Source organism: Tistrella mobilis KA081020-065 (genome assembly GCF_000264455.2).
Taxonomy (GTDB): domain Bacteria; phylum Pseudomonadota; class Alphaproteobacteria; order Tistrellales; family Tistrellaceae; genus Tistrella; species Tistrella mobilis.
In genome coordinates, this window is the sequence record NC_017956.1 from 1,092,778 (window position 1) to 1,114,154 (window position 21,377).

The following is a 21,377-nucleotide window of genomic DNA, read 5'->3' on the forward strand; positions in this document are numbered from 1 at the left end:
GATCTGAGAGGACCGCCCCCATGTGTGGCATCGCCGGCATCATGACCCGCGACGGCAGCCCGCCTGCGGCGGAACTGCTCGACCGCCTGGCCCGGGGGCTGGCCCATCGCGGGCCCGATGGCCACGGGGTCACGGTGCGCGGCGGGGTCGGGCTGGTCCATACCCGGCTTGCGATCATCGACCTCGTCACCGGCGATCAGCCGCTGCTCTGGCCGCTGGACCCCGGGGCCGGGGAGGCGGGCGGCACGCTCGCACTGGTGGGCAATGGCGAAATCTACAACTATCGCGAGCTGAAGGCCGAGCTGGCCGGCCACGCTTTCCGCACCGGATCCGATTGCGAGCCGCCGCTGCCGCTGTACCTGGAACAGGGGTTGGACGGGCTGGATCGGTTGCGCGGCATGTATGCGCTGGCGATCCACGATCCGCGGCAGGGCGGGCGGCTGGTGCTGGCACGGGACCCCTTCGGGATCAAGCCGCTCTATTATGTCGAGGGGGCGTTCGGTCTTGCCTTCGCCTCGGAACCGGGGGCGCTGATCCGGGCCGGGCTGGCCGGCGCGGCGCTGGACGATGCCCGCATCCTGGAACTGCTGCAGCTGCATTTCACCACCGGGCCCGAGACCGTGTTCCCGGCGATCCGCCGGGTGTTGCCGGGCGAACGGCTGGTGGTGACGGCGGGGCAGGTGACCGCTCGCCGGCAGAGCCCGGCCCTGCCGGCAGCCGATGCCCGACCTGACCCCGATCCCGGCCGCGACATGGCGGCGGCGGTCGAGGCCTTCGACCGGGTGTTCGAACAGGCGATCGACCTGCATCAGCGCAGCGACGTGCCCTATGGCCTGTTCCTGTCGGGCGGCATCGACAGTGCGGCCGTGCTGGCGATGATGGCCCGGCTGAACCCGCGCCCGGTGACCGCCTTCACGGCCGGATTTGCCGATGGCGGCGTCCACGACGAACGCGCCCAGGCCCGCATCGTCGCCGATGCCGCGGGTGCCGAGCTGATCGAGACCCTGGTCACGCGTGCGGATTTCGACCGGATCGCCCCGCTCGCGGCACAGGCGCTCGACGACCCCACACTCGACTATGCCGTGCTGCCGAGCTTCCGCCTGGCGGAGATCGCCCGGCCGCAGGTCAAGGTGGTGCTGTCGGGCGAGGGCGGGGACGAACTTTTCGCCGGCTATGGCCGCTATCGCCGGGCCGCGCGCTGGCGGCTGCTGGGCGGCCGGCCGATGCGGCGCAAGGGCGATCTGGACGGGACGGGGCTGCTGCGTCCCGAATACGAGGCGGCGGCCGCGCGCTGGCGCGACGGCATGGAGGCGGCAGAGACGGCGGCGGCGCAGGCGGGCGGCAGCCGGCTGCGCCGGCTTCAGGCGGTAGACTGCACCGACTGGTTGCCCAATGACCTGCTGCTGAAGCTGGACCGGATGCTGATGTTCAACGGGATCGAGGGGCGCACCCCGTTCCTCGATCGCGGCGTCGCCGGCTTTGCGCTGCCCTTGCCCGATCGGCTGAAGATGGATGGCCGGTGCGGCAAGCTGGTGCTGCGCCACTGGCTGGCGCAGCACCTGCCGGCCGCCGCACCCTTTGCGCCGAAGCGCGGCTTCACCGTGCCGGTGGGCGCCTGGATCGCGGCCGATGCCGACCGGCTGGGCCATCTGGTGGCGGACGAGCCGCTGATCGCCCGACTGGCACGGCGCGAGGCGGTGATCGGGCTGTTCCGCGAGGCCGGCCGCCAGGGACAGCGTGCCTGGGGGCTGCTGATGCTGGCGCTTTGGCATCGCATCCATGTGGCGGGCGGCGCACCCTGCGGGGACATCGCCGCCACCCTGGCCGAGACCTGACCGGCTTCCGGCCGGTCAGTCTACCCCTTCCACCTTTGCCCGATAGACCACCGGCCAGTCGTCCCAGGCGATGCCCTGGCAGATGCCCATCATCTCCATGCCGGCCAGACGGAAACGCGCGCCATCCCACACCCAGCGCGCGCCCACCCCGCAATCGCCGATCCCGCGCCCCTTGGCGAAGGTGGAGAGCGTGCGGGTTGCGGGGTCGTAGCCGGGATTGATCAGCTCGGCCGCGCCCATCAGCCCGTCGGGCACATCGAACACGGCCGGCACCGGCTCGGCGCCCTCGGTTGCGACGAAGAAATCATAGGCGACGTTGTAGGCGCCGGAGAAACAGGCCTGGCCATAAAGAACATGGGTGTCGTCCAGGCGTTCGATGATCGGATCGAACTGTTCGGCGGTGGTGGACTCGCAGTCGCCGTCGTCCGACTTACGCGACAGGATCGCCGGCCGGGCCGCCGGCACCGGCTTTTGAGACGCCGGCGCCGCCCGGATCACCGGCAGTTCCGGCACCGGCGGCACGGCATCGGCCGGCTTCGGACCAGGCTTCCAGGCGGCGGTGACGGTGTCGACCCGGCCCTGGGCGTCGTCCAGAAACAGCATCGCCGCTGCCGATCCGGAGAGCGAGATGCCGGCCTTGACCGGGATGGTGACGGCGCCGCCCGAGAGTGTCACCGGCAGCGTGTCGGCGCGGCGCAGCTGGTCGAGCAGCGCCGGCAGGCTGTCGGCCGGCAGGTCCGCCAGGACCACACCGCCTTCGATCCGGGCCGGGGCGGTCGCGACCGCAGGCCCGGCATCGCCACCCACCCGCAGCGTCGCCGTGCCGCCTGTTGCCTGGTCGACCAGGATCATGCCGATCCGGGCGGTGAGCGGCGCCGTAGCCGCACCCTCACGGGTAAGGCGCAGCCAGGCACCGTAGTGATCATCGGCCGGCGCCATTTCCGGCCCATAGGCCGAGCACGACCTGAGGTTGTCGCAGGCAACCCACCAGTCCTTGAAGCTGCGATCGGCGGCGGCCTCCGAGACGATCGGCGGAAGGGTGAGAACGCCTGCCAGCGTGACCGCGGCGAGAACGGGGCGACGGCGCCCGGGCAGGGCGGCCGGAAGGGGGCGACGGATCATGGCGTGTTCCGGTGTGGGTGGGGCGGCTGGTGGTCGACGGGACCGGCATTCTGGCCGCTTCTGCCTCATGGAACCAGTGTCCCTGATGTGGCGATCAATGGTGTTGTATCGCGTATCAGCTTCGCGCTTCGCGGGTGGTGCGCGCGATAAGCGTAAAATATGATGAAACGCCACAGGTTCTGCCGCTACACTTCGATCAGCCCCCCTGACAGGTCGGAGACGGATGAGCGAACAGCATCCCACACGCCTGCGTCCTCAACCGGAAGGACAATCCGGACCCGCCGGCCGGCGTGGCCGCTGGCATGGCCTGCCGCGCTGGTCCCCGGGTCGCTGGCGGCTGATCCATGCGCTGATCGTGGCGGCCGTAGGGGTGTTTCTGCTGTTCGTCGGTGTGGGGGCGGTGCAACTGGTCACCGCCTATGACCAGCCGCTGAAGGACGCAGCGGTGCGTGCCGAAGGCACCGCTCGTCTGCTGGCGGAGCATGCCGCCCGGACGCTGGAAGGGGTGGATCTGACGCTCGGCCGCGCGATCGACATGGCCGCCTCCGGGCCGGCTCCCATGGCGGAGGCCGGCGGCGGTGCCGAGGCGCGCCGGCTTTTCGAGCGGCTTGAGGCGATCATCCGCACCGGCACCGCGCTGAGCGCGATCTGGGTGATCGATCGTGAGGGACGGATTTATCTGCACACCGGCGTCTTCCCGGCGCCGCCTGTCGATCTCTCCGGGATGGCGGCCGTGCAGCGGCTGATGCTGAACCCGGCGGTCGGACCGGTCGTGGGCATGCTGGGCGATGGTGGTGCCGGGGCCCGCAAGGAGGTCTTCCTGGCCCGTGCCTTGACGGACGAGGCTGGCGATTTCACCGGTGCGGTGGTGGTGGTGGTGGACGCCGACCAGTTCGCGGCACTGTATCGCCTTGCTTCGGTCGGACCGAATGGCCGGGTGATGCTGCTGTCGTCGCTGGCCGGTGGCGTGATGGCCGCGGCCCCCGACCTGCCCGATGAAACCCGGCTGCGGATGGCGGCGCTGGCGGAGGAGGTGCCGCCGATGCCTGCCGATGCGGACCATCCAGGCCCTGCCGGGCCGTTTCTGGTGGGAGAGGAGGATGTCGACGGCCCCTGGGTGGCGGCCGTGGCGCCGGTTCATGGCCGCGACATGCAGGTGGCGGTGCTGCTGGCCACAGCCGATGCCCTGGGCGGCTGGCGGGCTTCAGTCTGGCGGACGGCGGGGCTGACCCTGATCGTGGCCGCCGGGCTCGCCGGCACGGTGCTGATCGCGCGCAGCACCGTGTCGCGGCCGCTGGACCGGCTGTGTGCGGCGGTGCGCCGGGTGGAACAGGGCAGTTTCGACCGCCCGGTCGGCGGCAGCGGCGGCATCCGCGAGATCGAGGATGCCATGGCCGGCATAGAGCATCTGCGCCTGTCGCTGGCCCATCTGACCGACCACCTGAATGCCGAGGTGGAGACCCGGACCCGCGAGCTGGAAGAACGCAGCCAGCAGTTCAATGCAGCGCTGGAGAACGTCTTCCTGGGCCTCGCCATGTTCGACGCCGAGCGCCGGCTGGTGGTGTGCAATCAGCGCTATCGCGAGCTGTTCGGTTTGAGTGAGGAACTGGCCTGCCGCGGCACCACGCTGCACGCGATCCTTGAACATGCCGCACGGGCCGAGGGCTATGTGGTGGCCGAGCTGGGCGACATCCTGTCGCGGCGGCTGGCCCGGCTGGCCACCCGCGAGATCCGCACCTGGTCCGAGGAGCTGCGCGACGGCCGGGTGCTGGACCAGTTCGTCCGGCCGCTGGCTTCGGGCGGTGCGCTGCTGGCGGTGCAGGACGTGACCGAACAGCGCCGTTTCGAGCAGGCGCTGATGGAAGCCAAGATGGTTGCCGAGCGCGCCAACCGCGCCAAATCGGAATTCCTGGCCAATATGAGCCATGAACTGCGCACGCCGCTGAATGCGATCATCGGCTTTTCCGAGATCATCGGCGCCGAGATGTTCGGCCCTGCCGGCAATCCGCGCTATGCCTCTTACGGGCGTGACATCGCGACATCGGGCCGGCATCTGCTGATGCTGATCAACGATATCCTGGATTTGTCGAAGGTGGAATCCGGCCGGATGAGCGTGGAGGTGAAGGACGTCTCGCCGGCCGGCCTGGCCGCCAACTGCCTCAGGATGATCGAGCCCCAGGCCCAGCAGAACGGGGTCCGGCTGGTGGTCGAGGTTCCGGACGATCTGCCGCGGCTGCGGACCGACGAGCGCCGCCTGGTCCAGGTGCTGATCAATCTTCTGTCCAATGCGGTGAAGTTCACGCCGCGGGACGGCACGGTGTCGCTGCGGGCAAGCCTGGCTGGTGACCGGCTGATCCTGACGGTAGAAGACACCGGCATCGGTATGACGCCGGAAGAGATCGAGGTGGCGCTGAGCGTCTTCGGCCAGATCGAAAGCGCCATGCATCGCCGTCATCACGGCACCGGCCTCGGCCTGCCGCTGGCGGCCCGGTTGGTGGAACTGCTGGGCGGCCGCTTCGACCTGACCAGCGCTCGCGGCGTCGGCACCCGGGCGGTGGTGGTGCTGCCGATCGATGGCGGTGCTATGTCATCGGTGCGGGATGTGGAGATGAGCGGCGCGTCCTGAACCTGCATGCCGGTCGCTTCGTCGGAAAACGGCTCCCGAGACGAAAAAGCCCGCCTGGAGCACATCTCCGGCGGGCGGCAAACAATCTGATCTGCACCAGGTCGAGATGGTGCCGCCGGCGTGGATTGAACACGCGACCTCTCCCTTACCAAGGGAGTGCTCTACCACTGAGCTACGGCGGCGCCTCTGGCGAAGCGGGGCGGAACCTGCCATGAAATCCGAAGAGCCGCAACCGGATTTTTCCGGAAGATCATCCTGATTTCGGGCGAGGCCGCCATCATTCGCGGAAGCTGGTGCCGCCGGCGTGGATTGAACACGCGACCTCTCCCTTACCAAGGGAGTGCTCTACCACTGAGCTACGGCGGCGACGCTCGCGAATGTGGGCGGGGTGTGCCATGTTTCCGGGCGTCATGCAACCCTGTTCTTCATCGAACCCTGATCCGACTGCAAGGCCAGACGCCCGATGACCGACCGCAAGCCGATCGAATCCATTGATATGACATCGAAATCCGCGCCAGAGCCCAGGCCACGCCCGAACGAGACCGAGGCGGCGCGCCAGGCGGCGGCCGAACGCCGGGCGCGGCAGGCGGCGCAGTTGCGTGCCAATCTGGCCCGGCGCAAGGCGCAGTCCCGCGACCGTGCCGCCGAGGACGAAGGGCTCTGACCCCCGTGCTGCCGATGCAGGGGAGAGTTCCGCCAACGCGGCGTTGAGCCGTGCTGCGGCGTCGTCTATAAGTGGCCGGCTGCCTGACCGCAGCTTCGGGCCTGCACCGCCCGCCCATTCGTGCCCGGCCCGCACCATCTGGGGCCGGCCGCATGCCATGGGTGGCGGAATGCGGGCCTTCGCCTGTTGCCAGCCGCCTGCCTTTGCCCGCTGCCAAACGTCCGGGAGACGCCCCGATGTCGATCATGTCCGATCTGTGGATCCGCGAAACAGCCTTGAACGAGGGGATGATCGAGCCCTTCGTCGAGAAGCAGGTCCGCGAGGGCATGATCTCTTACGGCCTGTCGTCCTATGGCTATGACGCGCGCGTCGCCGACGAGTTCAAGATCTTCACCAATGTCGACAGCGCGGTGATCGATCCGAAGCAGTTCTCGGATCAGAGCTTCGTGGACCGCAAGCTGGATGTCTGCGTGATCCCGCCGAACAGCTTCGCCCTGGCCCGGACGGTGGAGTATTTCCGCATCCCCCGCGACGTGATGGTGATCTGCGTCGGCAAGTCGACCTATGCCCGCTGCGGCATCATCGTCAACGTGACGCCGCTGGAGCCGGAATGGGAAGGGCATGTGACGCTGGAGTTCAGCAACACCACGCCGTTGCCGGCCAAGATCTATGCGGGCGAGGGCGCCTGCCAGTTTCTGTTCCTGAAGGGCGATCGCCCCTGCGAGACCTCGTACAAGGACCGGCTGGGCAAGTATATGGGGCAGCGGGGCGTGACCCTGCCGCGCCTCTGAGATCGGGATCCACGTGACCGTACTGAATTCGACTGCACTGCAGCAGGCATCGTTGCTCGATCCCACTCCCAGGCAGAACGGGGCAGGCATGGACAGCATCCGTATCCGCGGCGGGCGGCCGCTCGAAGGGGCGATCCCGATCGGGGGCGCCAAGAATGCGGCACTGCCGCTGTTGGCCGCGGCCCTGCTCACCGAGGACCGGCTGGTTCTGTCCAACCTGCCGAGCCTGGCCGACATCACCACGATGGTGAAGCTGCTGGCCCAGCACGGTGTGATCTGCGCGATCGACGAGGCACGCGATGCCGCCAATGGCGGTCGGGTGATCACCCTGGATGCCGGCCGGATCAGCAACACCACCGCACCCTATGATCTGGTGCGCAAGATGCGCGCCTCGATCCTGGTGCTTGGGCCGCTGCTGGCGCGGGTGGGCGAGGCCCAGGTCTCACTGCCCGGCGGCTGCGCCATCGGCACCCGTCCGGTCGACCTGCATCTCAAGGGCCTGGAGGAACTGGGTGCGGTCATCGAGCTTGAGGGCGGTTACATCCATGCGACGGCGCCCAAGGGGCTGAAGGGCGCGCATATCCGCTTTCCCTTCGTCTCGGTGGGGGCGACCGAAAACCTGTTGATGGCGGCGGCCCTGGCCGAGGGCACCACCGTGCTCGACAATGCCGCGCGTGAGCCCGAGATCGGCGATCTGGCCCGCTGCCTGACCGCGATGGGTGCGCGCATCGAGGGCATCGACACCGAGACCCTGACCATCCACGGCGTGGCGCGCCTGCACGGCGCCACCCATGCGGTGCTGCCCGACCGGATCGAGGCCGGCACCTACGCGATCGCCGGCGCGATCACCGGCGGCGATGTGGAGCTGACCGGGCTCGATGCGGAACTGATCCGGTCGGTGCTGGACAAGCTGGAAGATGCCGGCGTGCGGGTCACCCCCACGGCGCGGGGCGTGCGCATCGCCCGCACCGACGGTCCGCTGCGCGGCACCGATGTGATGACCCAGGTCTATCCCGGCTTCCCGACCGACATGCAGGCGCAGTTCATGGCGCTGATGACGGTGGCGGAGGGGGCCGCCATGGTCACCGAGACCATTTTCGAGAACCGCTTCATGCATGTGCCGGAGCTGCACCGCATGGGCGCCAACATCGTGCTCCACGGCGCCTCGGCGCTGGTGCGCGGCGTGCCGCGGCTGAACGGGGCGCCGGTGATGGCGACCGATCTGCGGGCCTCGTCGTCGCTGGTGCTGGCCGGTCTTGCCGCGCGTGGCGAAACCCTGGTCAACCGCGTCTATCATCTGGATCGCGGCTACGAGAACATCGAAGCCAAGCTCGCCGCCTGCGGCGCCGATATCGTCCGGGTCGCCGGCGGCGCCTGATTGTCGCCGCGGCCGACCCTGCGGACAGCAAAACCCGAGGACATGTCAGAGATGAGCCCCGCCACCACCGCCCGCCGCGGCCTGACGATCGCCCTGCCCAAGGGGCGCATCCTGAAGGAAGTGCTGCCGATGATGGCGCGCGTCGGGATCGAGCCGGAGCCCGACTTCTTCGACGACGCCTCGCGCAAGCTGGAATTCGAGACCAGCGTGCCGGACATCCGGCTTGTGCGCGTGCGCAGCTTCGACGTGGCGACCTTCGTGGCCTTCGGTGCCGCCGAGATCGGCGTCTGCGGCCGCGACGTGATCATGGAGTTCGACTATCCGGAGCTCTACGCGCCGCTGGACCTGAATATCGGCCGCTGCCATATCGCCGTCGCGGAACCCGCCGATCTGGCCCATGGCGACGATCCCCGCCGCTGGAGCCATGTCCGCGTCGCGACCAAATACCCCCATGTCACCCGCGCCTATTTCGCGGCGCGTGGCGTGCAGGCGGAGTGCATCAAGCTGAACGGCGCGATCGAGCTTGCGCCCAAGCTCGGCCTCTGCCGGCGCATCGTCGACCTGGTCTCAACCGGATCGACGCTCAAGGCCAACGGTCTGGTCGAGATCGAGACCATTGCCGAGGTGACCTCTTACCTGGTGGTCAACCGGGCGGCGCTGAAGACCCGGCCGCAACTGGTCGGCACCTGGATCGACCGTTTCCGCGAGGTGGTGAACGATGCCGTTCCGGCTTGACGTCAACGACCCGTCCTTCCCCCAGGACTTCCAGGCCCTGCTGGGCATGAAGCGCGAGACCACGGCCGAAGTGAACGACGCCGTGCATGCGATCCTGCAGGATGTGCGCCTGCGGGGCGATGCCGCGGTGATCGACTACACCGCCCGCTTCGACCGGATGACCATCGATGCCGAGCGGCTGGCGATCACCGCCGAAGAAGTCGATGCCGCGCTCGCGGCCTGCCCGCATCACCTGCTCGACAGCCTGGAGACCGCCGCCGAGCGCATCCGCGCCTATCACGCGAAGCTGGTGCCGGAAGATCTGGACTATGTCGACGAGACCGGCGTGCGGCTGGGGGCGCGCTGGCGGCCGGTGGCGGCGGCCGGCATCTATGTGCCGGGCGGTCTTGCCGCCTATCCGTCCTCGGTCCTGATGAACGCGATCCCGGCACGGGTTGCGGGGGTCAAACGCATCGCCATGGTGGTGCCGACGCCCGGGGGTGAGATCAACCCGCTGGTGCTGGCGGCGGCGCGGATCTGCGGCGTGGACGAGATCTACCGCATCGGCGGCGCCCAGGCCGTGGCGGCGCTGGCCTATGGCACCGAGACCGTGGCCCCGGTCGACAAGATCGTCGGCCCCGGCAATGCCTATGTCGCGGCGGCCAAACGCCAGGTGTTCGGCACGGTCGGCATCGACATGATCGCAGGCCCCTCCGAGATCCTGGTGGTGGCGGATGCGGCCAACGATCCGCGCTGGATCGCCGCCGATCTTCTGTCGCAGGCCGAGCACGACACCGCCGCCCAGTCGATCCTGATCACCGATGATGCGGGCTTTGCCAGCCGGGTGGCGCAGGCGGTGGACGAGCTCCTGGCGAAACTGCCGCGCGGCAATATCGCGGCCGAGAGCTGGAACACCAATGGGGCGATCATCGTGACCGGCGATCTGGCCCAGGCTGCCCCGTTGATCGACAGCATCGCGCCTGAACACCTGGAACTGGCGGTGGACGACCCCGATGCGCTGGCCGCCCGGGTCAACAATGCCGGCGCGATCTTCCTGGGGCGTTATACACCGGAGGCGATCGGAGACTATGTCGCCGGGCCGAACCATGTGCTTCCCACCGCACGCAGTGCGCGTTACTCTTCGGGCCTGTCGGTGCTCGACTTCATGAAGCGCAGCTCACTGATCGCCTGCGACGAGAATTCGCTGAGGGTGATCGGGGGCCATGCGATCAGCCTGGCCGAGGCGGAAGGGCTTGGCGCCCATGCCCTTTCGGTCGCGATCCGCCTGGATGTGGCGGACGACTGATCTGCGGTGCGATGGAAGGCGGGCATCCGGTACGATAACGGGGCCCGCCGCCGTTCCGGGGCGGCCCCCGCCGACCCACCGCCGACCGCCGCCTTCAGGAGTCAGCGCCCCCGATGACCGATAGTCCCGAGCCTGAGCCCACCGATCCGCAACCGCGCCGGCCGTCCGAACCGCGGATCGCCAACCTCACCCTCGATCAGGGCAGCGTTCTGGCCTGGAGCCCCCAGGTCGAGCATGAGCGCAAGGTGGCGATCTTCGACCTGCTGGAGCAGAACCATTTCGTGCCGCTGGGCGTCGAATCAGAGGGGCCCTTCGACCTGCTGCTGAGCATCCAGGACAACCGGCTCTATTTCGACATTTCCGAGACCGGCGGCCGTCAGTTGACCCGGATCACCTTGCCGATCACGCCGTTCCGCGGGATCGTGAAGGACTATTTCATGATCTGCGAGAGCTATTTCTCCGCGATCAAGACCCAGAGCCCGTCGCAGATCGAGGCGATCGACATGGGCCGTCGCGGCATCCATAACGAGGGCTCGGAACTGCTGCGCGACCGCCTGGAAGGCAAGGTTGAGCTTGACCTCGATACGGCGCGGCGCCTGTTCACCCTGCTTTGCGTGCTGCATATCCGTCAATGAGGGGCGGGGCTGGGCTGCAGGTACCGGCCGGAACGGGAAGGCTGAGGACGCCGTCCAGCGTGCTGTTCTGTTGCACGTTGAACTCGATCCGCTCGCCGCTCGCCGAAGGCATGCTGAAACTGTTTCACGGCAGGCGGATCTTCGTCGACAGCGTCGGCGTGCGCACCGCACCGATCGATCCTTTCGCCGTGGCGGTGGCCGAAGAGCTGGGCGTCGACATCTCCCGCCACCGGGCCAAGACCTTCGACGACCTTGAAGACGGGTCCTATGACCTGATCGTATCGCTGTCGCCCGAGGCCCAGCACAAGGCCGTGGATCTGACCCGCGACATGGCCTGCGAGGTGGAATACTGGCCGACCTTCGACCCCTCGGTCGCCGAAGGCAGCCGCGAGCAGCGCCTGGATGCCTATCGCGGCGTCCGCGACCAGCTGATGCGCCGCATCCGCGAGCGCTTTCCGCCGGCGGGGTCGGTGGCGCTTTAGAGATCGTGTGTCCGGATGCCTCTCCGATAAAGGTTGCGTCCCGGACGCCTCCGGTCGATAATTCGCCGCTCGTTTCCGGCGGGGCGCTTATCCCGTTGCCGGATCCCGCAAAAGTTTCCCGCGCCGCCGCGGCGACCGCCGCGTGCGGTGCGTGCGTTCGGTTTTCCCCCAGATTACACACGGAAGCAGAAGGTTACATGGCGAAGGAAGACGTTATCGAATTCCAGGGCACCGTCACGGAGCTGCTGCCCAACGCGATGTTTCGCGTGAAGCTCGACAACGAGCACGAGATCCTGGCCCATACCTCGGGCAAGATGCGCAAGAACCGCATCCGGGTCCTGGCGGGCGACCGGGTGACGGTCGAGATGACCCCCTACGACCTGACCAAGGGACGTATCACCTACCGCTTCAAGTGAGGCGCGGCGTGTCCGCGCCCGACGAAGCGGCCGCTGCCGGCGGTTGCACCGGCGGAGCGGGGGACGGCGGACCGGCGGGCGATCATGGCCCGGGCGGTCGTTTCGCACGTCCACGCCTGGTGCTCGCCTCGGCTTCGCCGCGCCGGCTGGATCTGCTGAAGCAGATCGGCCTGGTGCCCGATCTGGTCCAGGCCGCCGATATCGACGAAACCCCGCTCAAGGACGAAGCCCCGCGCGCGCTGGCCCTGCGGCTCGCGATCGCCAAGGCGATGGCCGCGCGTGAGGCCCTGGGGCCTGCGGCCGACGGGGCCGTGGTGCTGGCGGCCGACACGGTGGTGGCGGCGGGGCGCCGGGCGCTGGGCAAGCCGCAGGATGCGGCTGAAGCACGGCGCTTTCTGGAATTGCTGTCGGGGCGCCGGCACCGGGTGCATGGCGGGCTGTGCGTGATCGATGCCGACGGCCGCGCGCGGTCGCGGCTGGTGACCACCCAGGTCGGCTTCAAGCGCCTGTCCGAGGCCGAGTTCCGCGCCTATCTCGCCTCGGGCGAATGGGCGGGCAAGGCCGGCGGCTATGCCATCCAGGGCCGGGCGGCCGCCTTCATTCCGTTCGTGAGCGGGTCGTATCCCAATGTCGTCGGGCTGCCGCTGGTCGAGACCGCGGTGCTGCTGGCGGCATCCGGCATCGACATCACCGCTGCCGATGCCAGCCCGATGACCGGAGAGGCCACCCCATGACCAACCGGCTGCTGATCGACCAGGCGGAACACGAAACCCGCGTCGCGCTCATCGAGGGCGATCGCGTGGTGGATGTCGTGATCGAACGCCAGGCCCATCGCAGCGCGGTCGGCAATATCTATCTGGGCAAGGTATCGCGCGTGCTGCCGGGCATGCAGGCGGCCTTCGTCGGCGTGGGGCTGGGGCGCAACGCCTTCCTGCATGCCGATGATGCCCGCGTGCTGCCGCGGGCCAGGGCGGCAGCCGAACGCCTGTCGCGAGAGGCGGCCGAAGCGGCAGCCGCCTCGGCCGCGGCTGCCGCCGCTGCGGCCGCCGCCGTGACCGCGGCGCTGGAGCCCGACGAAGACGCTGAAGAGCCCGAGGCCGTGGTGGCCGCACCGCCGGTGCCCAATGCCCGGGCCCGCCGCCTGACCATCGGCGACTGCGTGGCCGATGGCGACCAGATCATGGTCCAGGTCACCAAGGATGCGGTGAAAGGCAAGGGCGCGCGGCTGACCGCCAATATCAGCCTGCCCGGCCGGCATCTGGTCTTCACCCCCTTTCAGGGTGGGGTGGGGGTGTCGCGCCGGATCGAGAGCGAGGCCGAACGCCAGCGCCTGCACGATATCGTGCAGCCCCTGGCCGAGGCGGGGGAGGGCGGCTTCATCGTCCGCACCGCCGCCGAAGGGGCGACGCCCGAGGAACTTCAGGCCGATGCCCAGTATCTGCGCACGCTCTGGGCGGATCTGGAAGCCTCTGCCGCCCGCGGCGGCGCGCCGCGGCCCCTGCATCTGGATCTGGATCCGCTGCTGCGGGCGCTGCGCGATCAGGCGCAGGAAGGCGTGGCGGAAATCCTAGTCGACGAGCCGGTGGCCTATGAACGTGCGCTGGTCTTCGCCCGTCGCTTCATGCCGCATCTGGAAGATCGCATCCGGCTCTGGGACCGGCCCGAAGCGCTGTTCGAGGTGTTCGACGTCGAAGAGGTGATCGCGGAAGCCCTGCAGCCGCGGGTGCGGCTGCCGTCGGGCGGTTTCGTCGTCATCGACCAGACCGAGGCGCTGACCGCGATCGACGTGAACACCGGGCGGTTCGTCGGCGAGGCCGACCAGGAAGCGACGGTGCTGCACACCAATCTGGAAGCCGCCGAGGTCATCGCCCATCAGCTGCGCCTGCGCAATCTGGGCGGGCTGATCGTCATCGATTTCATCGACATGGAGCGGGCGGAAAACCGCCAGAAGCTCTACGACGCCTTCCGCGCCGCAATGGTCGGCGACCGGGCCGCGACCACCGTGCTGCCGATGTCCGAGCTGGGCCTGGTTCAGATGACCCGCAAGCGCGGCCGCGAGAGTCTGGCCCAGGTGCTGACCGAGGATTGCCAGGCCTGCGGCGGCACCGGCCGGGTGAAATCCGCCGAGACGGTCGCATATGAAGTGATGCGCGCCGCGCGCCGCCTGCTGCTCCGCCCCCGGCCGGGCAAGGTGGCCGCCCGGGCGCTGACGGTGATGGCGGCGCCTGAAGTGGCGGCGCTGTTGACCGAACCCCGCCTCGGCATGGTCGAGGCGGTGGCCGAACTGACCGACGCCGTGCTGGAGGTGCGCGCCGATCCGGCGCTTGCCCGCGATGCCTTCGATCTGGTGGAGCGGGACTGAGCGGCCGGCGTCCCGGAAGAGGGGACCGATCCCATGAGCCATGACGACACCCCGGCCGCGGCCGGCGAGGGCACCGCCGGCCAGGGCAGCTGCCCTGTCTGCGGGCGTCCGCGCAAACCCGATCCGGAGCTGGCCCGCTATCGGCCGTTCTGCTGCAAGCGCTGCGCCGACATCGATCTGAACCGCTGGCTGAGCGGCAATTACGTCGTGGCCGGCGCCCAGGCGGAAGAGGCCGACAGCGAGCTGTGGTCGGCCGACAGCCTGAAGCATTGAGGCGCGGCCACGCCCTGCGGCGGGAGTGGTTCCGGGCCAAGCCCTTGACGGATCAACCATCGTCATCGGATGTTCATTTTCGCTGAAAACGGCGCTTTACAGCCGTCCGGCTTTGCCCTATAACCCGACCCACGCCGCGGCGGACGCCGCAGCGGGACACGCCCAGGTAGCTCAGTTGGTAGAGCAGCGGATTGAAAATCCGCGTGTCGGTGGTTCAAATCCGCCCCTGGGCACCATCTTCTCCGAAGCCGTCGCTGCCGACCCGATCAGGGCCATTCGCAGCGGCGGCTTCGTCGTTTCTCCTCCCCCCCCCTCGATCTTCGGGTTCCATGTCCATTCGGGGGCAGAGGGGCGCCGCCCGTGACGGCACGGCGCCAAGGCGGTGACAAGACCGTGCAGCGCTTGAGGGCGGGGGCCGGATGGCCCAGTTCCGATTCATGAGCCAACTTCATGAGCCAACCGGAATGGAGCCCGATCATGTATCGCGAAGCCGAAACCACCGAGGTCACCGCCGCCGCCCGCCGCCCCCTGCGCATGCTGGCGGCGGCCGTGGTCGCCATGGGTCTGGCCACCGGGCTTGCCGCCTGCGGTGGGGGCGACGACTCGGTCGCGGTCGACGGCCGCACCAAGGGCGAGGCGCTGACCGACATGAAGGGCGCCTACGACAAGGGCGCGATCACCCCCGACGAGTACGAGGAACAGCGCGAGGAAATTCTTGATGAGTGACCACGGGGTCCGTGCGTGATCGGGACAAGGTCACGCTTCGGCGGTGATGGCCGGTCCGGCTGCCTGCAGGTGCGACAGGATACGGACGAGATCCTCGCAGGCGCCGGCCTCCGTCCCATCGTAATAGCGGAACATATCCTGGATCAGTGTCTGTTCACACCCTATCACCACGAGGATGTGGAGGCGATGATCCGGGCGTCCGACAGCCGGCTTTATGCATTGTCCACCTATTATCCGCATATCGAAGGCGGCCGGGACCCTGTCGCATCCTTCGATGCCACGCTCGGCGGTTGCATAGAGGCAGAGCGCGCCGCCTTCTATGCCGGAAATTTCCTGCGTGTTTTCGGCGAGTGATCAGGCCCGGCGGCCGAACATCACCAGCTGACCCTCGGCTGCGATATCTGCGTCGTATGCGGAGGCGTTGACGCATTCTTTACCGCCCGTCCTGCATTCTGAGCATCGACGCGGCGCATGTCTCTGCCGCACTGCGAAAAAGCCGGTCGGGGATGCTTTCCCGCCCGGGGTGAATGCCTTAAACTTTGCCCGCGGGTGCCTGGACGGCGCCTGAGGGAAGTGGTCCGGCCCCGGCCGGACGGCGTGACGGCCAGGAGACGGGCACGGATGGCGACGGACGAGACCGAGCCTGCAGACGATGATATCGACTGGGGCGATGTCGGCATGGAAATGCCGCAGGCCGCGCCCATCGATCGGATCAGGCGCGCGGTGGCGGTGCTGAGGCATCCGGCTGCGAGCGAAGACCCGCTGGCCTCTGCCACCCAGGCGCTGGAGGGCGTGGTCGAGGGCACCGAGGCCGCGACCGAGGCGATCCTGTCGCAGATCGAGGCGATCGAAACCGCCCTGGATGCGGTGAGCGCCGAGCTGTCGCCCGAAAGTCAGGCCCGTGCGGCGCTGGACAATGCCGGCATGGCGATCACCGCGCTCTACGAGGCCTGCGGCTTCCAGGACCTGACCGGCCAGCGCATTGCCAAGGTGCGCAAGGTGCTGCAGCAGGTGGATGCCCATCTGGAAGAGCTGTTGGAGATCGTGGGCCATGATCAGGTGGCGGCCCTGCCGCCGCCGGCGGAGCGCGAGGGCGATGCCCGGCTGCTCAACGGCCCGGTCGACGACGCCACCCGTGTGTCGCAGAGCGACATCGACAGCCTGTTCGACTGACGTACCAATGCTTCGCTATGCGAACGGCGGCGCTGTGAAGCGGCCGCCGTTTTCGTTTGAGGCCGATATGTCCGCCCGGTCAGGCGGCGGCCGATCCGCTTTCCAGCGCAACGAGATCCGCCTCGTCGACCGTGTCGAAACCGGGGGCGGCGCCACGCACGAAGCGGGCGCTGCATGACGGGATCTCGCCGCCGACCCGGGTCCAGGCCTCGCCCCAGCCGGTACCGAGTCCCAGGAAGCCCGCAACCGCATCGGCGGTGGCCGGCATCACCGGGCGCGCGAACAGCTGGAACAGGCCGGCGAGCCGCGGGATCCGTTCCGGCGTGCCGTAAAGCCGCGCCTGCTTCATCTGCCCGTTCAGCCCCAGCACCACGCCGGCCAGCGCCGCCAGAGAGAAGCTGCGGCCATCGAGCGCCGCATGCAGCCGGGCCCGGAAATCGACGATGAGGTCGTCCTCGGCCCGGTCCTGGGGCAGGGCGGTGCCGGCCACCGGGTCCAGATTGGCGATGGCACCGAGCGAGGTGCCGAGGTCACGGACCAGGAACAGATTATGGGTGCGGGCCAGATCGGCCAGTGACAGCTCGCGGGCGTCGTGTGGTTCCGACATCAGCGCCAGATAGAAGCGCAGTGCCTCGGCCGGAACCCGATCGAGCAGGTCGTTCAGGAAGATGGCCCGGCCGGTCGAGGGGTCGAAGCTGCGGCCGGACAGGTCGGTCAGTGCCGGCGGCGCCACGATCCGGGTGTCGGTGATCGGCCCCAGATCCGGAATTTCTGCCACCGCCTCGATCAGGCTGCGGGCGGTGAGGGCATCGCGGCCGGCGAAGACCGTCAGGCGCACCGGCATCGGCTTGTCGCCCAGCTGGCGGCCCCGCTGGCGGCGCAGCGGCAGCACGCCCGGGCCTTCGCCCTGGAAGGTGAGCACGCCGTCGATGCCGATCCCGGCGCGGCGCAGCGTGGCGGCCGCGCGGCCGCCCTCTTCGACGCCGTCCCGCGGGCTGCCGTCCCGGCTGCTGCGCGGCCGCGGCGCATCACCCGCCGCCACCAGCACCCGGGCCGACCGGCCCAGCAACCGCTGGCCACGGGCATAGACATCGGCCGCCAGCCAGATGGATGCGAAACCGGCCGCATCGATATCCCGGTCGCCGGGCGGTGCGGCGCACAGAATCAGTTCATCGGTCAGCACCGTGGTCATTGCCGCGGCTCTCCCCTTGTGCCCTGTCGCGGTTGATGCCCTCTCGCGGGGGTCGATGCCCGCGATCCGTCAAGGTTAGGAGGGGGGGCGACAGCCGTCAACATCAAGGGTTGTTCAATTGAAAACGAATGCGCGCTGTGAGATTCATGCCTCAGACAAACCGGCGCTGGTCGCCAGTCTTCCGCGCGGCCGTGTCGGGCCGATGCAAATACCGCAAAAGGAAAACGCCCGGCTCATCCAGAGATGAACCGGGCGTTTTCAAAACCCGAGCGAGTGGCGGGAGTGACGGGACTTGAACCCGCGGCCTCCGGCGTGACAGGCCGGCGCTCTAACCAACTGAGCTACACCCCCGTAGCCTCTCGCGTGCCCCACCGTGTCTCAGTGGGTGCGCGGTTTATAGCCAGTCGGCGTGCGCTTGAAAAGCCCTTTTTTTCGGCCTTGTGACGATTGCGCGTCGCCGCCACATGTTGAAGCAAGAGGGCCGGTATCGGCGCCGGTCCGAGTACCAAAGTCGAGGACATCACCCATGCCCTTCCAAACCGAGGTCCGCCCGCCGAGTTCGACGATCATGCTCACCGCGCTCCGGATGCTGGTCATGCAGCCGGCCGACAAGCACCGGGTGGGGGAGCGTCTGCTGCAGGATCTGGCGCGCATCGCGCCCAAGGCGGCAGAGCTGTGCGATCCGGCGGCGCGGGCCGAATTCGACCGCCGCGTGGTCATCGATCTCCGGCGCCTGCTGGTCGCAGGACTGATCCGGCGGGTTGGCGACGGCCTGCTCGGCATCACCGATCGCGGGCGCGAGGCGCTGAAGGAGAACCCGGAAGGGCTCGACGACACCGTATTGATGCGCTACCCGGAATTTCGTGCCCATCTGGCCCGGCGCTGCGGCCTGGTGATCGACCCGGCCGCGGGGCTGGACGGCGCGATCGAGCCGCCGGTCGAGGGCGGCGACGCGCCGATGCGCAAGGCGCCGGTGGTCCGCGAGCTGCAGGAAGGCTTCATCGCCTTCCTGGATGGCCAGACCGCGACCGACAACCCCTATGAAACCGACACCCAGGCCTTCATCACCTGGGAAGAGGGCTATTGGGAGGCGGCAGGCATCGCCCGCAACGAGATGGCTTGAGCACGACACCATAGCCCTACATGCAAACGGGCCGCCCGGGGATGTCCCCGGGCGGCCCGTTCTTCGAGATCTGGGGACGGATCACCAGGCGACGACGAGCGCGCCCTTGTACTGCTCGTTGATCCAATCCTTGATCTTCTGGTCGTGATAAGCCTCGACCAGGGTCTTGGCCCAGGGGGCGTCGGCATCGACCTTGCGGACCGCGATCACGTTGGCATAGGGCGACTCGGCCGCCTCGCGCGCGATCGGATCCTTCACCGGATCGAGCCCCGCCTCGACGGCGTAGTTGGTGTTCACGGCCGAGGCTGCGGTGTCGTCCAGCGAGCGCGGCAGCTGGGCGGCGTCGAGTTCGATGATCCGCAGGTTCTTCGGGTTCTCTGCGATGTCGAGCGGCGTGGCCTTGAGACCCGCCCCCTCGCGCAGCTTCAGCACGCCCTGAGCCTGCAGCAGCAGCAGCGCGCGGCCGCCATTGGTCGGGTCGTTCGGGATGGCGACCGAATCGCCGTCCTTCAGCTCGGCCAGGCTCTTGATCTTCTTCGAATAGATGCCGAGCGGGAAGACCACGGTCTTGGCGATCGACACCAGACCATAGCCGCGATCGGCATTCTGGTTGTCGAGATAGGGCTGGTGCTGGAACGAGTTCGCCTGGATATCGCCCGCGGCGAGCGCCTGGTTCGGCACGACATAGTCGCTGAACTCGATGATGTCGATATCGAGGCCCTTCGCGGCGGCGATCGGCTTCACCTGCTCCAGGATCTGGGCATGGGGGCCGGGGGTCACGCCGATCTTGATCTCTTCGGCCTGTGCCGCACCGGCGGCGATGAGGCCGAGGATGGCGGCCGCGCCGCCCAATGTCTTCAGAATCCGCATCTGGACTGGTGTCCCTGCATCTTGTCCGTCGGATCGGGGCCACGGGGGCGGCTGCGACCCTGATCCCGTCCGGCCGCCTCACCCTTGCGGGAGACCTGCCGGACCAAACACGAAAAAACCCGCGTGACAGCGTCGCGCGGGTTTCCGACCCCTCCGCTTTAGCTGCATTTGTAACGCGCCCGCAAGCTGTGGCTCAAATCGGCGCGACAGGGGCACCCTAAAACACCGCCGCGCTTACGTCAATTGCCGATCGACAACACGGCAGCCATGTGGAAACCGCAGGCAATCCTGCCCGATTGCGAAACGGCAGCGGGCGCATGGCTTTCACCACGCGCCCGCCGCAGGCATTCCGCAGGGACCGGCCGATCAGGCCGACGTCGCCGCCGCCAGCGCCTGTTCGATGTCGGCGATGATGTCGTCGACATGCTCGATGCCGATCGAGAGGCGGACATAGCCCGGGGTCACGCCCGAGGCCTTCTGCTCCTCTTCCGACAGCTGGCTGTGGGTGGTGGTGGCCGGGTGGATGGCCAGGCTGCGCGCATCGCCGATATTGGCGACATGGTAGAGCAGCTTCAGCGCCTCGATGAAGGCGCGGCCGGCCTCGGCGCCGCCCTTGATCTCGAAGCCGATCAGCGCGCCATAGCCGCCCTTCAGATACTTATCGGCGCGGGCGCGCGCCTCACCCTCGGCCAGACTCGGATGGGTGACGGTCAGCACCGCCGGGTGCTCCGACAGGAACTTGGCGACCAGGGTCGCGTTCTTGTTGTGCTCGCGCATGCGCAGCGGCAGCGTCTCGAGCCCCTGAATCGTCTGGAAGGCGTTGAAGGGCGAGGCGGCGCAACCCAGGTCGCGCAGCAGGGTGACGCGGGCCTTGATGATATAGGCAATGGGGCCGAGCGGCTTCACCGCCTGGGTCCAGACCGCGCCGTGATAGCTGGCATCGGGGGTGTTCAGCAGCGGCTGACGCTCAGGGAAGGCTTCCCAGTCGAAGGTGCCGCCGTCGATGATGATGCCGCCGATCGAGGTGCCGTGGCCGCCGATATACTTGGTGGTGGAATAGACCACCACGGCCGCGCCATGTTCAAGCGGCCGGGCGATGATCGGGGCGGCGGTGTTGTCGATGATCAGCGGGATGCCGAAGGACTTGCCGATTTCGGCAACCTCGGCGATCGGGAACACCCGGAGCTTCGGGTTGGGCAGGGTCTCGCCGTAATAGGCACGGGTGCGGTCGTCGGTGGCGCGGCGGAAATTCTCAGGATCCGACGGGTCGACGAAGCGGACCTCGATGCCCTGCTGGCGCAGCGTGTTGGCAAACAGGTTCCAGGTGCCGCCGTAAAGATCGGTCGAGGAGACGACATTGTCGCCCGCCTGGGCGAGGTTCTGGATCGCCAGCGCCGAGGCCGCCTGACCCGAAGAGACGGCGAGCGCCGCCACACCGCCCTCGAGGGCGGCCAGGCGCTGCTCCAGCACGTCGGTGGTCGGGTTCATGATCCGGGTATAGATGTTGCCCAGCTCCGACAGCGCAAACAGATTGGCGGCCTTCGCGGTGCTTTCGAACTGATACGACGTCGTCTGATAGATCGGCACCGCCACCGCGCCGGTGGTGGGGTCCGCACGATAGCCCGCATGCAGAACGGCCGTCTCGGGGTGACGGTACTGGGTCATCTTGTCTCGCTCCCTGGATGGTGC

At 68.4% G+C, this 21,377-nt stretch carries 22 protein-coding genes, 4 tRNA genes and 1 riboswitch; of the genes, 18 read left to right on the forward strand and 8 right to left on the reverse strand.

All coding sequences use genetic code 11. The features are described from left to right. The first annotated feature begins 20 nt into the window (after positions 1-20). Positions 21-1,835 carry an asparagine synthase (glutamine-hydrolyzing) gene (asnB, locus tag TMO_RS05000; protein ID WP_014744514.1) on the forward strand — a complete coding sequence of 605 codons (1,815 nt, stop codon included), beginning with the start codon at positions 21-23 and terminating at the stop codon, positions 1,833-1,835. A gap of 15 nt (positions 1,836-1,850) precedes the next feature. On the opposite strand, the gene TMO_RS05005 is transcribed toward asnB, so the two are convergent. Next, entirely contained in the window at positions 1,851-2,957 is a 1,107-nt protein-coding gene (locus tag TMO_RS05005; RefSeq protein ID WP_014744515.1) for a DUF1176 domain-containing protein, read from the reverse strand. Positions 2,958-3,180: 223 nt separating this feature from the next. On the opposite strand from TMO_RS05005, the gene TMO_RS29095 reads away from it, so the two are divergent. Further along, positions 3,181-5,583, forward strand: coding sequence for an ATP-binding protein (locus tag TMO_RS29095; RefSeq protein ID WP_014744516.1), 2,403 nt, complete (start codon positions 3,181-3,183; stop codon positions 5,581-5,583). A gap of 107 nt (positions 5,584-5,690) precedes the next feature. Here the strand turns inward: TMO_RS29095 and TMO_RS05015 are convergent. Then, positions 5,691-5,765: transfer RNA gene (locus TMO_RS05015), tRNA-Thr, on the reverse strand. Between the two features lie 109 nt (positions 5,766-5,874). After that, positions 5,875-5,949 (reverse strand) — tRNA-Thr (locus tag TMO_RS05020). Between the two features lie 97 nt (positions 5,950-6,046). Between TMO_RS05020 and TMO_RS05025 the strand changes: the two genes are divergently transcribed. The 15 genes from TMO_RS05025 to TMO_RS05090 all read left to right on the forward strand — a co-directional run bounded on the left by TMO_RS05025 (position 6,047) and on the right by TMO_RS05090 (position 16,503). Next, on the forward strand, positions 6,047-6,247 hold the full coding sequence (locus tag TMO_RS05025) for a hypothetical protein (protein ID WP_041604836.1): 201 nt from the start codon (positions 6,047-6,049) through the stop codon (positions 6,245-6,247). A gap of 236 nt (positions 6,248-6,483) precedes the next feature. Then, positions 6,484-7,038 (forward strand): dCTP deaminase, encoded by a 555-nt coding sequence (gene dcd / locus TMO_RS05030; protein ID WP_014744517.1) that lies wholly within the window; start codon positions 6,484-6,486, stop codon positions 7,036-7,038. A gap of 88 nt (positions 7,039-7,126) precedes the next feature. Then, positions 7,127-8,416, forward strand: coding sequence for a UDP-N-acetylglucosamine 1-carboxyvinyltransferase (gene murA, locus TMO_RS05035; protein ID WP_014744518.1), 1,290 nt, complete (start codon positions 7,127-7,129; stop codon positions 8,414-8,416). Positions 8,417-8,467: 51 nt separating this feature from the next. After that, positions 8,468-9,151 carry an ATP phosphoribosyltransferase gene (hisG, locus tag TMO_RS05040; RefSeq protein ID WP_014744519.1) on the forward strand — a complete coding sequence of 228 codons (684 nt, stop codon included), beginning with the start codon at positions 8,468-8,470 and terminating at the stop codon, positions 9,149-9,151. Then, the gene (gene hisD, locus TMO_RS05045) at positions 9,135-10,436 is read left to right on the forward strand and encodes a histidinol dehydrogenase (RefSeq protein ID WP_014744520.1); all 1,302 of its coding nucleotides are present in this window, start codon (positions 9,135-9,137) and stop codon (positions 10,434-10,436) included. The genes hisG and hisD overlap by 17 nt, the downstream gene beginning before the upstream one ends. 113 nt (positions 10,437-10,549) lie before the next feature. Continuing rightward, positions 10,550-11,071, forward strand: coding sequence for a UPF0262 family protein (locus TMO_RS05050; RefSeq protein WP_014744521.1), 522 nt, complete (start codon positions 10,550-10,552; stop codon positions 11,069-11,071). Further along, the gene (locus TMO_RS05055) at positions 11,068-11,553 is read left to right on the forward strand and encodes an arsenate reductase ArsC (RefSeq protein ID WP_051045308.1); all 486 of its coding nucleotides are present in this window, start codon (positions 11,068-11,070) and stop codon (positions 11,551-11,553) included. Before TMO_RS05050 ends, TMO_RS05055 begins: the two co-directional genes overlap by 4 nt. A gap of 197 nt (positions 11,554-11,750) precedes the next feature. Then, positions 11,751-11,969, forward strand: coding sequence for a translation initiation factor IF-1 (gene infA / locus TMO_RS05060; RefSeq protein WP_014744523.1), 219 nt, complete (start codon positions 11,751-11,753; stop codon positions 11,967-11,969). A gap of 119 nt (positions 11,970-12,088) precedes the next feature. Then, positions 12,089-12,703 (forward strand): Maf family protein, encoded by a 615-nt coding sequence (locus TMO_RS05065; RefSeq protein ID WP_014744524.1) that lies wholly within the window; start codon positions 12,089-12,091, stop codon positions 12,701-12,703. After that, entirely contained in the window at positions 12,700-14,331 is a 1,632-nt protein-coding gene (locus TMO_RS05070) for an Rne/Rng family ribonuclease (RefSeq protein WP_014744525.1), read from the forward strand. Before TMO_RS05065 ends, TMO_RS05070 begins: the two co-directional genes overlap by 4 nt. 33 nt (positions 14,332-14,364) lie before the next feature. Beyond that, on the forward strand, positions 14,365-14,604 hold the full coding sequence (locus TMO_RS05075; protein WP_014744526.1) for a DNA gyrase inhibitor YacG: 240 nt from the start codon (positions 14,365-14,367) through the stop codon (positions 14,602-14,604). A 160-nt stretch (positions 14,605-14,764) separates the two neighbouring features. Continuing rightward, a tRNA-Phe gene (locus TMO_RS05080) sits at positions 14,765-14,840 on the forward strand. A 214-nt stretch (positions 14,841-15,054) separates the two neighbouring features. Continuing rightward, a complete protein-coding gene (locus TMO_RS05085) occupies positions 15,055-15,330 on the forward strand; it encodes an SHOCT domain-containing protein (RefSeq protein WP_014744527.1) in 276 nt (91 codons plus the stop codon). Positions 15,331-15,399: 69 nt separating this feature from the next. Beyond that, positions 15,400-15,684, forward strand: coding sequence for a hypothetical protein (locus TMO_RS32010; protein WP_145978068.1), 285 nt, complete (start codon positions 15,400-15,402; stop codon positions 15,682-15,684). Positions 15,685-15,951: 267 nt separating this feature from the next. After that, positions 15,952-16,503, forward strand: a complete 552-nt coding sequence (locus tag TMO_RS05090) for a protein phosphatase CheZ (RefSeq protein WP_014744530.1) — start codon at positions 15,952-15,954, stop codon at positions 16,501-16,503. Between the two features lie 79 nt (positions 16,504-16,582). Here TMO_RS05090 and TMO_RS05095 read toward each other — a convergent pair whose 3' ends face one another. From TMO_RS05095 to TMO_RS31175, 3 genes are all read right to left on the reverse strand, one after another. Beyond that, positions 16,583-17,695 carry a class I tRNA ligase family protein gene (locus TMO_RS05095; RefSeq protein ID WP_014744531.1) on the reverse strand — a complete coding sequence of 371 codons (1,113 nt, stop codon included), beginning with the start codon at positions 17,693-17,695 and terminating at the stop codon, positions 16,583-16,585. A 274-nt stretch (positions 17,696-17,969) separates the two neighbouring features. Then, positions 17,970-18,046: transfer RNA gene (locus TMO_RS05100), tRNA-Asp, on the reverse strand. Between the two features lie 27 nt (positions 18,047-18,073). Continuing rightward, positions 18,074-18,265, reverse strand: a complete 192-nt coding sequence (locus TMO_RS31175) for a hypothetical protein (RefSeq protein WP_145978069.1) — start codon at positions 18,263-18,265, stop codon at positions 18,074-18,076. Here TMO_RS31175 and TMO_RS29100 point away from each other — a divergent pair. Further along, positions 18,264-18,818, forward strand: coding sequence for a hypothetical protein (locus TMO_RS29100; RefSeq protein WP_145978070.1), 555 nt, complete (start codon positions 18,264-18,266; stop codon positions 18,816-18,818). The genes TMO_RS31175 and TMO_RS29100 overlap by 2 nt on opposite strands. Before the next feature lie 81 nt (positions 18,819-18,899). Here TMO_RS29100 and TMO_RS05115 read toward each other — a convergent pair whose 3' ends face one another. After that, positions 18,900-19,679, reverse strand: a complete 780-nt coding sequence (locus TMO_RS05115) for a MetQ/NlpA family ABC transporter substrate-binding protein (protein WP_041605506.1) — start codon at positions 19,677-19,679, stop codon at positions 18,900-18,902. A gap of 146 nt (positions 19,680-19,825) precedes the next feature. Beyond that, positions 19,826-19,903, reverse strand: a riboswitch (SAM riboswitch). Between the two features lie 151 nt (positions 19,904-20,054). Beyond that, positions 20,055-21,353, reverse strand: a complete 1,299-nt coding sequence (locus TMO_RS05120) for an O-acetylhomoserine aminocarboxypropyltransferase/cysteine synthase family protein (RefSeq protein ID WP_014744534.1) — start codon at positions 21,351-21,353, stop codon at positions 20,055-20,057. Positions 21,354-21,377 lie beyond the last annotated feature (24 nt).

Bases quoted from the DNA above. Each gene is read 5' to 3' on its own strand.
- TMO_RS05120 (WP_014744534.1), bottom strand. From the start codon at position 21,353: ATGACCCAGTACCGTCACCCCGAGACGGCCGTTCTGCATGCGGGCTAT.
- TMO_RS31175 (WP_145978069.1), bottom strand. From the start codon at position 18,265: ATGATCGTCGAACTCGGCGGGCGGACCTCGGTTTGGAAGGGCATGGGT.
- TMO_RS29095 (WP_014744516.1), top strand. From the start codon at position 3,181: ATGAGCGAACAGCATCCCACACGCCTGCGTCCTCAACCGGAAGGACAA.
- hisG (WP_014744519.1), top strand. From the start codon at position 8,468: ATGAGCCCCGCCACCACCGCCCGCCGCGGCCTGACGATCGCCCTGCCC.
- dcd (WP_014744517.1), top strand. From the start codon at position 6,484: ATGTCGATCATGTCCGATCTGTGGATCCGCGAAACAGCCTTGAACGAG.
- TMO_RS05055 (WP_051045308.1), top strand. From the start codon at position 11,068: ATGAGGGGCGGGGCTGGGCTGCAGGTACCGGCCGGAACGGGAAGGCTG.
- TMO_RS05075 (WP_014744526.1), top strand. From the start codon at position 14,365: ATGAGCCATGACGACACCCCGGCCGCGGCCGGCGAGGGCACCGCCGGC.
- TMO_RS05005 (WP_014744515.1), bottom strand. From the start codon at position 2,957: ATGATCCGTCGCCCCCTTCCGGCCGCCCTGCCCGGGCGCCGTCGCCCC.
- TMO_RS29100 (WP_145978070.1), top strand. From the start codon at position 18,264: ATGCTCACCGCGCTCCGGATGCTGGTCATGCAGCCGGCCGACAAGCAC.
- TMO_RS05070 (WP_014744525.1), top strand. From the start codon at position 12,700: ATGACCAACCGGCTGCTGATCGACCAGGCGGAACACGAAACCCGCGTC.
- infA (WP_014744523.1), top strand. From the start codon at position 11,751: ATGGCGAAGGAAGACGTTATCGAATTCCAGGGCACCGTCACGGAGCTG.
- TMO_RS05095 (WP_014744531.1), bottom strand. From the start codon at position 17,695: ATGACCACGGTGCTGACCGATGAACTGATTCTGTGCGCCGCACCGCCC.
- asnB (WP_014744514.1), top strand. From the start codon at position 21: ATGTGTGGCATCGCCGGCATCATGACCCGCGACGGCAGCCCGCCTGCG.
- TMO_RS05050 (WP_014744521.1), top strand. From the start codon at position 10,550: ATGACCGATAGTCCCGAGCCTGAGCCCACCGATCCGCAACCGCGCCGG.
- hisD (WP_014744520.1), top strand. From the start codon at position 9,135: ATGCCGTTCCGGCTTGACGTCAACGACCCGTCCTTCCCCCAGGACTTC.
- TMO_RS05085 (WP_014744527.1), top strand. From the start codon at position 15,055: ATGAGCCAACCGGAATGGAGCCCGATCATGTATCGCGAAGCCGAAACC.
- murA (WP_014744518.1), top strand. From the start codon at position 7,127: ATGGACAGCATCCGTATCCGCGGCGGGCGGCCGCTCGAAGGGGCGATC.
- TMO_RS05025 (WP_041604836.1), top strand. From the start codon at position 6,047: ATGACCGACCGCAAGCCGATCGAATCCATTGATATGACATCGAAATCC.
- TMO_RS05090 (WP_014744530.1), top strand. From the start codon at position 15,952: ATGGCGACGGACGAGACCGAGCCTGCAGACGATGATATCGACTGGGGC.